7 protein-coding genes and 1 pseudogene are annotated in these 13,582 nt (G+C 58.2%); 4 read left to right on the top strand and 4 right to left on the bottom strand.

All coding sequences use genetic code 11. The annotated features are described in order from the left end of the window. Positions 1-1,459 precede the first annotated feature (1,459 nt). Positions 1,460-2,620 (top strand): annotated as a pseudogene (locus tag U5A58_RS38395) (IS30 family transposase). A gap of 111 nt (positions 2,621-2,731) precedes the next feature. On the opposite strand, the gene U5A58_RS38400 reads toward U5A58_RS38395, so the two are convergent. The 3 genes from U5A58_RS38400 to U5A58_RS38410 all read right to left on the bottom strand — a co-directional run bounded on the left by U5A58_RS38400 (position 2,732) and on the right by U5A58_RS38410 (position 4,576). After that, positions 2,732-2,959 (bottom strand): AlpA family transcriptional regulator, encoded by a 228-nt coding sequence (locus tag U5A58_RS38400; protein WP_321965191.1) that lies wholly within the window; start codon positions 2,957-2,959, stop codon positions 2,732-2,734. A gap of 62 nt (positions 2,960-3,021) precedes the next feature. Beyond that, positions 3,022-3,513 (bottom strand): hypothetical protein, encoded by a 492-nt coding sequence (locus U5A58_RS38405; RefSeq protein WP_321965192.1) that lies wholly within the window; start codon positions 3,511-3,513, stop codon positions 3,022-3,024. Between the two features lie 4 nt (positions 3,514-3,517). Then, positions 3,518-4,576: a PRTRC system protein D gene (locus tag U5A58_RS38410; RefSeq protein ID WP_321965193.1), complete on the bottom strand. Its 1,059-nt coding sequence runs from the start codon at positions 4,574-4,576 to the stop codon at positions 3,518-3,520. Between the two features lie 558 nt (positions 4,577-5,134). Between U5A58_RS38410 and U5A58_RS38415 the strand changes: the two genes are divergently transcribed. Next, positions 5,135-5,602 carry a hypothetical protein gene (locus tag U5A58_RS38415; protein ID WP_321965194.1) on the top strand — a complete coding sequence of 156 codons (468 nt, stop codon included), beginning with the start codon at positions 5,135-5,137 and terminating at the stop codon, positions 5,600-5,602. Between the two features lie 434 nt (positions 5,603-6,036). On the opposite strand, the gene U5A58_RS38420 is transcribed toward U5A58_RS38415, so the two are convergent. Next, positions 6,037-6,921: a hypothetical protein gene (locus tag U5A58_RS38420; RefSeq protein ID WP_321965195.1), complete on the bottom strand. Its 885-nt coding sequence runs from the start codon at positions 6,919-6,921 to the stop codon at positions 6,037-6,039. A gap of 1,724 nt (positions 6,922-8,645) precedes the next feature. On the opposite strand from U5A58_RS38420, the gene U5A58_RS38425 reads away from it, so the two are divergent. Together U5A58_RS38425 and U5A58_RS38430 are read left to right on the top strand one after the other, a co-directional pair. Next, positions 8,646-8,933: a hypothetical protein gene (locus U5A58_RS38425; RefSeq protein ID WP_321965196.1), complete on the top strand. Its 288-nt coding sequence runs from the start codon at positions 8,646-8,648 to the stop codon at positions 8,931-8,933. A gap of 880 nt (positions 8,934-9,813) precedes the next feature. After that, positions 9,814-11,322, top strand: coding sequence for an AAA family ATPase (locus U5A58_RS38430; RefSeq protein WP_321965197.1), 1,509 nt, complete (start codon positions 9,814-9,816; stop codon positions 11,320-11,322). Positions 11,323-13,582 lie beyond the last annotated feature (2,260 nt).

Below are 13,582 nucleotides of genomic sequence, written 5' to 3' on the forward strand. Positions count from 1 at the left end.
TCACTGTTCCAGCATCCGACGCAAGCTATCGCCGGCAAGACACACGCACCACGCTACCTTCGCTGATCGGCACCTGGCGATCCTCATCACGCAAAGCTGGCCCGCGCTCTGAGGGGGGCGAACCGGGCTCCGGTTCGGCATCCGCGAACCGCTGCGTCGATACTGTCGGCGATGCCGGGGACTCTTCCCTGGCATATTTGGCCAGCAACTACCAGTTCTCCCCGATGTCCGCCCCTAGGCGATTCAACTGCAGCGCAATTGATTGTTCGCGCCTGAGAAAAGCCGCTGTGTCAGGAATATGCCTCATCGCTGCGGGACTTTCCAAGCAAGGGATTCGGGACGATCGACTGCTTCCGCCACCAGACTTAAACGCAAATTCGGGCTGCCCCTTTTCTCCAGATCTTCAGCAGCACATGTTCCCGATGCACATCACGAAAAGACAACCTCCTCCGCCGGAACTGGCGCATTGCGGCGCCGCCCCGCTGGGCAACCGCATGTGTTGCCGCCGGCCAGCAGTAAGCGCCGACCAGGCACTCCAGTGCAGATGTTCCAGGCCATCAAACCACGTGGGCCGTGCTGGGAGATATGTGGTAGCAATCTGCTGCTGCGTGGCACAACAAAGGTCACACGGGAGAGATCTGGTAGATTTCTCCACGATTGCTCGCCTTGAGCCATTTACGCGGCCTGAAGTGGAAGACGAAGCCTCCACGATCAAGTCATGGGTAATCCACGCGTTCAAACGCGTACCCGTGGCGATAGAACGACTGGACTGGCGGGCGTCCAATACGTGAAAAACGGCTGTGTCAGGGAGAGGGTGGATCGACGCAAGCCTTTACTGTCAGGGACTGCGAGGTAGTCCGGTAGTTCCGCCGCGACGCTTATGCGCAAATTCGCGCCTGCGCCGATCCTAACCTTAGAGCACGCAACACGCATCCACCGACGCGCGCGAACCTGCGAACGGCAGTCTGGTACTGATGAATGAAGATTGAGGCACCGGACTGCGGAATGTCGCCACTCTCTGGCACGCAATAAAGAGCCGCACCACGAAAGGTAAAAAACTGAACGAACTCGTCCGACATGAGGTCGAGGTAGAAGTGCGCCATGTGTGTGAGATCTTATGCAGCGATCTCTCTGGTTCTGTGGCCGACGCGAATGTATGGGAGATAACTGGTAGGCGTTGTCACGAAGTCACCCGCAGACGCGATACCACTCACATCAATCTCGGTGGCATCGGGCATAAGAGACGATCAATTCTTCAGAAAGAAGTCTCGTGCCGATAATTCTCACGTTCAGCGTTACGTCCGGATTAGAGGCGGAGAGCGACCAAAAACATCGCCACTGCAATTTGTTTCATGCAGTTGTACAAGCGATGGGGAAACGCTGAGGACTCCGTGTAGGCGGCGGATTCAACCGGTCGATGCAACACCTAGAATCTGCGTGAGCAGCGGAGGTGATGCAAATGAAGCAGCGACCGAGAAATTATTACTCCGAGACCCAGAAAGCGCTGATGTGGGACCGATGGCGCAAGGGCGAAACGATCCATCAGATTGCAAAACTGTTTGATCGGGGCCACTCTTCGATCCAGCGGATACTCGCGGAGAACGGCGGCATCGAGCCACCGCAAAGACGCCGTGCGCCGCAGACCTTGACGCTTGCGGAGCGCGAGGAGATTTCCCGCTCTCTGGTGTCCGGATTATCGATCCGGTCGATAGCCACCAGGCTGGGACGCGCTCCTTCCACTATAAGCCGCGAATTGCACCGCAACGGAGGCAGTCAAGGTTATCGAGCAAATCAAGCGGATGCGCTCGCCTGGAATCGGGCACGTCGCCCGAAGGTTTGCAAATTGGTGCAAAACCAGACGCTGGCACGAGTTGTCGCTGCAAAGCTGAAGCTGCAGTAGTCCCCTGAGCAGATTACTGGTTGGCTCAGACATGCTTATGCGGTCAACAAGGACTATCTGGTGTCGCACGAGACAATCTATCGGAGCCTCTATATTCAATCTCGTGGTGCCCTGAAAAAGGAATTGCTTGAGCACTTGCGACGCTCTCGAACCATGCGCCGGTCCCGTCATCACACACTGAAAACAGAGGGCCGCACGAACATTCACGACGCCGTGTCGATCAGTGAACGCCCCGCTACGGCGGAGGATCGCGCAATACCCGGGCACTGGGAAGGTGACTTGCTGTATGGCAACGCGACCAAGCAGATTGCAACTCTCGTCGAACGTCAAAGTCGATTCGTGATGCTGGTAATAGTGGCCAGCAAGGATTCTGAGGCTGTGGTTGACGCGCTGATACGACACGCCAGCAAGTTACCTCGGGAACTATATAAATCGCTGACCTGGGACAGGGGGTCGGAAATGGCCGACCACAACCGCTTTACCGTCGCTACCGACATTGAGGTCTATTTCTGCGATCCGCAACACCCCTGGCAACGCGGTTCGAACGAAAACACGAATGGGCTTCTGAGGCAATACTTCCCTAAGGGCACCGATCTCTCCGTCTACTCGCAGGCCAGACTGGATTCCGTAGCCAGGCGGCTCAACGAACGTCTCCAGAAAACACTAAACTTCGATACGCCAGCTGAGCGATTTAACCAAATCGTTGCATCGACCGGTTGAATCCGCCGCTAACGAAGGTCACTGCCACTAGCAGACAGTTCCAAAATCAAATGCCACGTCCAGCGCAGTCCCGGACGTAGCAAGCGGTCCTACCCGTCGCGCTCGCAGACGTCAGGCCTTTACCGCAATGTCGTCAGCGATGTCACCAGCCTTGGTGCCTGCGGGAATCCGACTCGCGAGCCAGTCGCCAATTTCGCTCTCGCGCCACCCGACTGCCCGGGCTCCGAGGCGCACTGGCGCGGGAAATTCGCCGCGTTTGACCCAGGCATAGATCGTCGTCTTCCTGACGCCGACCATTACCATCACATCATGAAGGCGCAAGATTTTTTTTTCGGACATGTGGTTTTCTCCCGTTTCACTTCGCCCAAGGCATCAATCAACCTAACACGCCGCTCGGCGCGCTATTTCCCCGCGCTCCATCCAGCAAGCATGTCCTTCGGAATGCCGCCAGCCCCGAGAGACAACCTGCTTATAGACTTCGTGCGCTCACTTCCTGAGACACTCTCACTCACCACAACAGGAACCCGCGCTGCCACGGGTTCAGTCGCAGCCTGCCGGCGCCTCGCACCCTCATGTGCCAGCTGTCTGAAGCGCGCGGCACGGGCGCGTGGCGTGCCGCATTGAAGCAGTACCTCATAAAGTCGAGGAAATTCCTCACGACGTATCACCAGCCTGATGTCGAATCCACGGCGATCTGGACGGCCCTCGTGTGCGTTGTCAGCACCTCCAGAAACGCCGGTCACAGCCAATGCCGCGAGTTGCGCGCCGTCCTCCCCGAGACGCTTGAGCAAGCCCGCGCGCTCACGCGAATCCCGAATCGCCGCCAGCAACGAGACGAGCTCGCTGTAAGCAACGCCGCGAATCACTACAGTGAAAATCAGGCGGTCGTCCATTCGCTCACCAACCGCCCTGCTCGCCAAAGAGCACAAAACCCACGACGTTCCTGTACCGGGGATCCTCGAGCTCAACGACACGGTTGCGCGGAAAAACCTCTGCGAGGGCCTGACGGTACAGATGTCCTCCACCGCCGGCCAGAAGGAAGGTCAGATCCTGCGTTCCCCCAAGGCGCGCCTGCATCGCACGCACCGTTTCCAGCGCCGCCTGATCCGCAAGCTTCTGGTGGGGACGCAGATCGACGGGCGCACCATACACCCGCAACGGTTCGCCGGTGCGCAGGGCTTGCTCGATCAGGTTTAGTTGCTCGAACGGTTCTCCCATTTGCGCGGAAAGACCTTCAGCGACCGAGCGGTAGATGTGGCTGGCTCCGCCGGGCCGCCCGCCACTGCGGTCAAAATCGATAATCAGGTCGCGGCTGACCACCCAATCGGTCGTGAAGCTGCCCACGTCTATGAGCAGGCTGAGTTCTCCCGCGAGGTTCCCCTGACCCGCAGCTTGTAGCGTGATCATGGCACCTACAGGCTGTGGGATCACGTGCACTTCACCGATCGTGACCTGTCCGCGCTCCCACGAAATGGTGTGCCGAAGATAGTTATCGATCTCGGCCTTATACCGTTGGAAGGTATGCACCGGAAGGCCGGCGACCAGTACATCAATGTGATCGAGACCAGTCGACGCCACCGCGGCATGGATCAACGCGCGATATTCTGGACGCTGAGGAAAATCACTGCTTTCGTTCCAGTCACCCTGGCGCCGGACTATGGTTGCATGCTCAGACACATCCACGTCAAATTTCGCCCCGTCCACCTCGACCGTCACAATGGACGCGCTCATGCGAGTGTTGCGGGCGGTCCTGGCAAATTCACTCTCCGTGTGCCGGCTTGCAAGAGACCGAAACGCCCTCATGACGAGTTCATCGCTTTTGTTGTCCCGGTAGGACAGCTTTGTGTAGCCGTGGCCGACATCCAGGCCAAGAACAGTACGCCCCATTCGTTTCACTCCTTGTGTGTAGAAATTTTCGCAATCGGAAGGGTGATCCGGATCGGACAACCGGTACACCCAGCCCTCCTCCCCCGCAGGGGAACCAGCCACAGCAAAAAGCAAAAGCAAAAGCAGGACAGCAAAGACAGAGAGATTCCCGCGGAACGCGGTTGGTCGCCCGCAGGCGACCAGTTGTGCGCGAGCCGGCGCACAGCGGCAAAACATTGCGGGGGACCATGGAACGTGGTCTTGACACGGGCGGCCACAATGCGCGGCCGCCGTTTGCGGAATCACTGCATTTCGGACAGTTGGTGAGATGCGTCACCTGACGCCCAAACTGGCGCCGGTTAGCTGGCTTTCTGAATGAATTGCGGCAGGCCTGGAATCGATGTCACGATCCAGGCATTGACAGGCACGCTGGCGCGTGCCTTTGGGTGGCTACCAGCGCGCGTGAGCCTACCACCCCACAACACGACTGACAGTTCATAAATTAAACGTGGTGCCAAGAATGGCACAAAAAATCTCTGCCGTTTGAGCGGCGTGCATAGATGCTATTGCAAACGCGCTCAAATCACCACGGATTTTTTTCCGGCATTTATGCCAGCAATAGCGTCCGGGATTTCTCACCGGACGCTATTGAACTTCCCCGAACGCCAACGTACGGCAATTGACGGTACCGACTCAGTTGCGAGGTTCCAGTTGCACCGTGTCGTTTTTGCAACGGCTCCGGTTGCGGAGTTGATTAACACGCTCGATGCGACCGGCCACCACTATTCGCGAAGGTTTAACCTGAAAAAGCGACTCGTCTATCGCAGTGTCGAGGAACCAGCTCAATTTGCAGCGACCGAGCCACTCGGTCAGATCCAGGCGACCGTTAGACCTCGCCAGTTCCCTCGCGCGTTGCGCAGCCCTGCTAACTTCACGCGACAGGCCACCGACGTCGTCTCCGACGGACGCTCCTGCTGCGTGCCGCACGGACCTGATGGCAGTCAGTGCATCGTCGGGCAGATGAACCACGACCATTTCAACAATCCCGCGCCGAATGGCAGGCTCGCGCAGCTTCGCCTTAAGCAGACATTCATGTTCAACCCATCCCTGCTCTGAGGCCCAGACCCACACCTGGCGAATGCGTCTGATCAGCGTTTCCGTACGCACAGTCCCGATGCGTGGAACAGTTAAGCACGCGTTTCGAAACGCCTTGCAGTCCACCTCCTGCAACGCTGATGCAAGTGGATTTCCCATCCGCATCAGCACCTCCACAATGAGCCGCGTATCCCGTTCGTGCCCTTTGCGCAACGATTCGTCGCTATGACGGTGGCATTCTCCAAATTCCGTTACTACCCAGACAAGCGTCAGCGGACTCGGTACAGGCACGCGCACGCGCCTCATGCCAAGCCAGCTATCGTAAGCTGCGTGCCAGTCGCATCCGTAACTGATCTCCCTGCCCGATTTGGCGTCGACGACCGCAAACCGGTATTGACCTCGCGGTCCAGCGCGAACAATCATGCCGCACATATGATATGGATTCCGAATTATATTCATATCTGATAGTACACCAGTACCGGGCGAAAGTGCCCAAGCTCAATGCTCACGAGTTGAACTGCAGCCATGAAATCGAATCCGAGCGACATCAAGGTAGCCACACGCTCCTGAGCGAATCCATGCCGAAGGCCGTGTGCCCCGTCAGATGAGCCGAAAACGTTCCAGCTCGCTTCAGAAAAGCTCTGACTGAAAGCCTGCCCGCCCCCGATTCCATAAAGCGATTCATGGTGTACACCCCGGTCCGTTATCTTCACTACCTCCGGGAGGCGGTACGTCTCAAGTGCTTCGGCCAGCGGCCGCGCAAGCGCAACCGGTCGACGCAAGCCGCCCTTGCCGGTTGTGACCATCCTCACGTAATCATCGCGTCCAAGAAACATCGTTTCGGGCCATGTCCGGTGGGGCGACGGCTCGAGTTCATCATCTCGCCTCAGCTCGAGCAGTTCAGCTGCGCGCAATCCCGCGTTAAATGCGATCAGAGTGGACAGCGCGTTCCAGTGACGTTGATGGCGGGCAATCCTCCGGACTTTTTCCCAAGCGATACCACGACCGCGCCGGATGGTTTCTATCAGACTCGGGACGTGCTCAAACCGCACGCCAAGCACGCGACCGAGGCTGAGGCGCGTCGCATCGAGGTCCGATTGCCCATGAGTTTCCGCGTATTCATGGAGGAACTCCATCACCTCGTCCTTCAGGTAAGGCCCGTCCAGGCAGAGACCGTTATCCATCCGCCAGGCCATAAAGCGCTTTTCAGCCTGCGCTGTGATGCGCCCGGTACCTACGGACGTAATCACAGTGCCTCGGTGCTCACCGAGTTCGGACTTTGCCACGCCATGGAGCGTTATCGATTCACGAATTCTGGAAAACGTTCGTTCACGGCTCATTTGAATACCTCCGCATCGCGTCGGCCAAACCCCAGATAGCCAGCCTCCGCGTCAGGGTAGACACCGCAAACCGGCGCCCGGCCCTCCGCTCGATAAGCCGCGAGAGTCGTTGGTAGGTAAATCGCGAAGGATTCTCAGCACGCGCACGCCGGACGACAAAGGCCTCCACGACTGGCCGGTACTGATCCAGTGCAGAACGCCGCATCCGACGCCGTTGCCCTACGCTTTGATCCGCCGTGATTGGAGCGCCGCCATTGTTGGCGTCACCGATGCTGGCACCCGTTGAAGAATGCCTTTTCATTCGCGCCGGAACGTAGTGCTGGTTGAGTGCGGCAACAAGTTCGTCGATGGTCCTTCGTTTCATTTCTACTTCTCCTTGGGGAAAAAAGCGAAATCAAACGGGGAATCGAATCGCCGTCGTGCGATAAGCTCGCTACGAGTCCTTGACAGGGAGAAGCTTCCGTGTCGAGCGATGCGAGCGAAGTCTAAGTGAGGCCTTGCGCCAAGGTCGTTTCGTTCGTGCCCGGTAAATGCACTTCACGTTCAGCGCGTGAAAACCGTTCGGTTTCCCGGCTAATTGCAGATCAAGCAGGTCTCGCCGGCGCGCACGTCGGAGGATCCGAGGAGCAACGGGAATAATCGTGTGGGCGATCGATTCGCTAGTGACTTTACAGCGCAGTGCCGACGTCGTCGCCAAATCACCGCATCAGCGCGTGGTCGAATGAAGAAACGAGATCACCTGCCCACGATAGACTCAAACGCGAGCGGAACTTCCCGCCACCACGCGGTTGCAATTGATGAAGTCTTGCGAGCTGCCGCCCTTGCCCGTACATGCCCGGAAAGGGGGAGTGAAGTACCACGAAAAATTGACACGCTCCGACGTCTCGTCGGGCGAAATTGATGCTGCCTACAGATTCGGCCTTCTCCTAGGACAACTGCGTCTGGAGCAAGGTTTTACAGGCGTTGCGAAGTTATGCCGCAGCGGCGGCCCAGCCACACCATTCTATAGGGGCGGCTCGCGCCACGCAAGCGCGATCTGGCACCGTCGTCGCTCGCTCTGGTGGCGCACCTCGACATGGATGCGTTTGAGCGCCCGCATCGCGTGATGTACCCATCACACCCCGCAATTCGATCATCGACCACACGGATGAGCAGGCTCCATGCGCTCGCCGGTGAAGAACTTCTTCCGGGTGCCTATCCAGTCGTGCTGCCACAGCCGACCCGATGTTCGCACTGACGTACCGGCCTGTTCATTCGTGCAACCAATGGGCGTCCGGGCCGCGACGCATCAAGATTCCGGTTACATCTTACTGATGGCGTGTTACGCGGTCTGCGCCCTTTTCCTTCCACACGCTCCCTGTACCCGGGTCGTTCGCCAGGCGTGACTTGCGCTCCGCGAATCCCGTGAGAAGCTGAATCGGTCGCCAACGCCAATCGTGGAAATGCGGGACAGGCCAGCCGCCGCTCTCGGCAGGCACGGGTTCGTTTTCGTCAGATAGCGCAGGCGGCACGAAATGGGCAGACACAACCGTCGTTTAAATTTGGAGTACGTAACAATGACCAAGAAAAGCAGACTCTGCGAAATCGTCGTCGATGAGGCGCGTGGTTTTTTACTCGACGTCTTCGATCCTCTCATCAGACTCGCCAGATGGATTCGCCGTCGCGACAGGAAGTGAACGCGCCGGACGCCCGAATCAAAAGACAACGCCTTCCGGAGACAACTGATGAAAATTCGCCGGTTTACTTTCAAACCGAACGAGAAATCCGTGACTCGCATCTCGAGTCGACGGATGACGGTCTACATACCCGACGAAGTCCCCGTCGAGGTTATCCAGCTCTGGCTCGCGCGCCTGACGCTTCCCATGAAAGGGCGGCTGTCGACGCTGCGCCGCGTCCGCAAGCGTGAAACGCGAAGAAAGCGCGTACCGGTTTGCCGGTTGAAACGGCGCCGCATCCGGCACAAGCGCATCCACGTTCCGGTTCGCTTCTGGCGACACGCGGCCGCCCGCTAAGCCTGCCCCCTGGCGTTCCCATTGCTCGCAGTCGACATGCATTGCGCGGGACTGGGCACACACTGAAATGGAATGCCCCGGACGGAAACCTTCCTGCCGCCCGGAACACTTCTCCTGGAACTTGACATGAAAATCGTACGCTTCGCATTACTCACCATTATCCGTGCCGTCGTTGTTTTCCTGTGTTTCGCTTTCATGAGTCACAAATGGCGAACGCTATTTCAGCATGGTTCCGCTCGATCAGTGCAAGCATCACGCTGGACTCGGTAGCAGCGACGTGTATTCGCTAGCTGGATACGTTGAAGTCACCGAAAGCGCGGTTCAAGGTCCAACAAATTCCCGATTCAGTCGGTGCGTATACGTCCGTTCGCCGTTTTTGAAGGTGCGTTGGCGGCACCGACTTGCATCCGCCCAATCGCATGAGAACCTGGTCCTGTCCTTGTGCTGCACAGCAAACTGCAATAACAGGACCTAACGAGCACATCCCAGCCAACACATTCATGAGGTCTCTATGGACCATTCGGCCACCCAGAAACCGTTTCCCAATCGTAAATTGGAGCTCGTTGTCGAAGGCTCCCGCGCCTGGATTCCCCTGCAACACAAGATCAGCCGGTCCCCATCTAAAGCCAACACAGCGGTTCAAGTCATTCGTGAAGTCGAGCCGGCGGCTGCGTCCGCCCAGAAGACCGTGAGTGAACCCGCTAATACCAAGACCGTCTCTGCGACGTCAGCGCCCCCTACCATACCGGTGAGCCAGTCGACGGAACCCCACCCTTCTGCGCGTCCCGCATCACCCGAAGCAGCAAGGACAGAGGCGATTCCGTACGATTGCAGTGACTTGGTGCGCCCGCCCCGACGCACATTCCAGCACATCGCAGGAATGGACGACATCAAACGCCGTCTGCGGCGTTCGGGGGAGGATATCCTTGCCGGTGTGGAATACGAGCCACGCAATGGCATCTTGCTCCATGGTGAAAGCGGATGTGGAAAGACGTTGCTGGCTGAGGCGCTCGCAGCTGAGCTGGGCATCCCGCTCCTTTCAGTTGCCTTTGGCGACATGGCCTCAAAGTGGATCAACGAGACGTCCGAAAAACTGCGAGGTCTTTTTCGTACCGCGCGTCGCTGCGCCCCCTGCTTACTCTTGATCGATGAGGTCGACTCGTTTCTCAAGCCTCGCGATGGCTCCGGCACAACGCACTCGCTCGATCGCGACGTTGTCAACACTCTGCTTAAGGAGATTGTCGAAATCCGCCACGCCCGGGGAGTTGTACTAGTCGCCGCCACAAATTACTTAGAACAACTAGACAGTTCGGCGATCCGATCGGGGCGCTTCGATTTCCACATCGAAGTTCCAGCTCCCGACTTTGAGGCGCGCCGCAAGCTAATCTGGGCACCTATCGTCCAGCGCTTCGGCCGCGCAGCCATCGATATGCATGTCGTCGATGAGCTCGCGCGCCGCTGGGAAGGCTTTAGCGCAGCACGCCTTGCTGCCCTCGCCCCGCAGTTGAGTGACATGAAGCGCGATTTCGAATTCGATGGCCCTGTCACCTTCGACCTTGCAACGCGGGCGATGCGCCTCATCCAGGGCCAGCGCAGCACACTCCCGACACACGTGGTGCCGCTTGCGGATCTCGTCATGCCCGAATCATCGCGCAGAATGCTGACCGGGCTTGCCGACCGTCTCAGCAATATTTATGACTTCATCGTGATGGGCGGTACGCTGCCACGCGGGATCCTGTTATACGGTCCTCCCGGCACGGGCAAGACTATGGCGGCAATGTCGCTCGCGGACAATGCCCGCTTCACTTTCCTCCCGACGACCGGCACCGACCTGATCGCCCGCCCCGATGAGTGGGAGAAATTAGTACGCCAGGCGAAGGACCTACGCCCGTCGATCGTTTTCATCGACGAGGCCGATTCGATCCTGGCCGACCGTCGTCACTCTAATGTTTCCGCGCTCACCAACCGGATTCTCGCCACGATCGACGGGACTGGTGGAAGGGTGCAGGACGTCATCTACATCGCGGCGACCAATCATCCAGATGTGCTTGACCCGGCCGTGCTCCGAGGCGGACGCTTTTCGATGCAGATCCGTTTCGATGTACCCGACGCGGCAGACATGCTCGCATGGGTGGAGTCCACGCTGGACGAACGGCAGATGAAACTGGACTTCGTGCTCCAAGGCGGTACTGCGGAGCTTGCTGCGGCGTTGCTGGCTGGACGCCCCATCGCCGATGCGCAGGCACTCATCGACGAGGCCATCAACTTGTGTGCGATGCGATTCCTCGACGATCGGGAGGAAGATCAAGACGGGCCCTTTCTGCGCCGAACAGATATGCAAGACGCCGCCCGGACCCTCCAAATCGATTCCAGGGAGTTGCAGTCCTAAGCCGGCTTGCTCTCTGCGACACGGGCGACCATGGTTTCACCCCTCGCGCCGAGCAGTGGGATGGGGCGTACTGCGACCGAAGCTCCCTGACACTTCGGAATAGGCACGGCGTCGCCTGGCCGTCCAACCATCAGCTAGCAAACTTGATGAGCCCTTCGCCCGCACAAAGAAGATCAAGAGAAGGGGCATACAAATGGTCCAAGCCCCTCCCCGCACCGCTTTACTTGCCGCCGACGGCCCTCACGCACCGCGGAATCGGGCCGACATAACGTTGGAGGCTCCGCCATTGCCGAAGATTAAGGGCGATGCGGGTTGCCTCGAGGCTTTCAAACAACGCTTTGCACTCCTCGACATTAGCAGCGGTAACTGCGCTGAGCCGTGCGCGTAGCTCATCCCAAGCCGTCAACGGTCGTTCACGTCCAGGCGACACCCATGCCGCCGTCCTACCCTTGGGAGCGCGGCTTACACCTGCCGCGCGTTTCTTGTATCCGCTCATCTTTGAAGCGCTCCTTTTGGGGGGCTGCCAACGCCGCAACCCGAACCGAATGTGGCCAATTCCCGTGCGTACCCGCACCAGGTCCGGGGACAAGGCCTGCCCCTCGTTTCTATAAAATCAATGCGCGCAGACGAGCAGACGAGGCGTGTGACCGAACGGATGCGGTTGCGGATTAATGGATCGCGATCTTCGCAGACTTAATTAGTTAACCTTATCAACTGCGTTCAGCGAAATGAAGCGCCGACGACGCAATTGCCAATACTTTAGTGATGCGAATGAATTTGCGTTACTCCGAGATTCGGAGCGAATTGAAACTGTGGAGCGGCTACAGTTCAAATGCGCGCATGCGCTATTGCAATGGCGGACTCGTAGAATCAGGAATGGGAAACGGCGAATGGCGTCTGCCTCGACGTCGGTCGAGTGGCCACATACTTTTATGTGGCCTAGCGTTTCACTACTTGCGGCTCATCACGGAAAGACGCCCGGTACAGTCAGTGACCTAACCAAAGAACCCGATGCGGATGGCCAGACAAAATTGAGATGCGCATGGGAAACTGCGCAGATGCCACTACCACTGGACATCGGCGGACAAATTCCTAACCCCGCTACGGAGCTTCACGCATAGCGCGCAAGAACTGGCCGGATTGCAACGATTCAAGATGATGCCGCAGTGGCGGCGTGGTTTATATGGTACCACGTTCGGGGCGCCTGATGATGGCTCTTTATAGGTGACCTTGCTGCACGTAAGCGCTGCGCTAGCGCGTAAATCGACTGCACCCACCCCGCAAGGAAGCCTAAGGCCTGTGGGGCCTTGTGCTGCTCGCGCGTACTGCGTTTGAGCGGCTGCAAAACGGCGCGGCAGACGGGTTTCTGGCCAATCCCTCTTCCCGGATCGTCAAGATGCCGAGTTTCCCCATTAGAGCGGGACATCGAAGCTCGTTATTGGGAAAGTGAAAGCGTCGAACAGGGAGGTACTCGTCGCTGCCGATCGAAAGCAAATGCGGGATATGTCCGACTGATTGATCGAGGAAGGCACCGCAGTGGTGAACGAGCACGACCTCGTGCGGCCTGACGGTCGCTTGAATTTCCGTTTTGCGAAAGTCGTAGTGCCTTGACGAGACCGGTTGTTCCATCTCCCATCCGCACGCGGTCACGCGAAGCCCGTAACAGTTCCGTATGAAGCTTCGTCAATGGAGTTGGAGTCTGTGAGCACGAAGGTGGGGGACCAGTGGGTACGACCAACACGTGTGAACTTTTGATAAGCGTCGCTCATTCGACCGAGCCAAACGTGCTGAAAAGGTCGACGCACACGAAAGCCTCCGCGTAGTCGACAGCGCAGATTCTCAACAGCGTCACATTTTGGCTCGAACGCAGCGACAATGATCAACCCGCTGGAACGTTGCGTTGTTCCGCCTAGACAGAGGACTATGCGCATAGCGATGCCGTCGAATTCTGCAAGAGCATCAAAGATCTTGCAGCCATCGTAGAGCAATCGATGAAGCTTGATCCGCCCACGCGGACATCTACACTTTCAGCAGCCACCTTCGCGGTCGTATTAAGACGCTACTCCTGAGCACAACGGCGTCTGCAAGGCGAGGACATAAAGCCCACGAGCAGTTGAAGCGCGAACGGCATTCTTGTCCATGGCATCGGTCGAACGGAAGCAGGTCGTAGTTGGGCAACTGAACGCGCACGACGCTGGTCTCGACGAGCGATCTGTCGAACGCCAACTCGTCGATGTGCCGCAATGAAGCCGCGCTCCGC

This window comes from Paraburkholderia sp. J7 (genome assembly GCF_905220155.1).
In the GTDB taxonomy this organism is placed as follows: domain Bacteria; phylum Pseudomonadota; class Gammaproteobacteria; order Burkholderiales; family Burkholderiaceae; genus Paraburkholderia.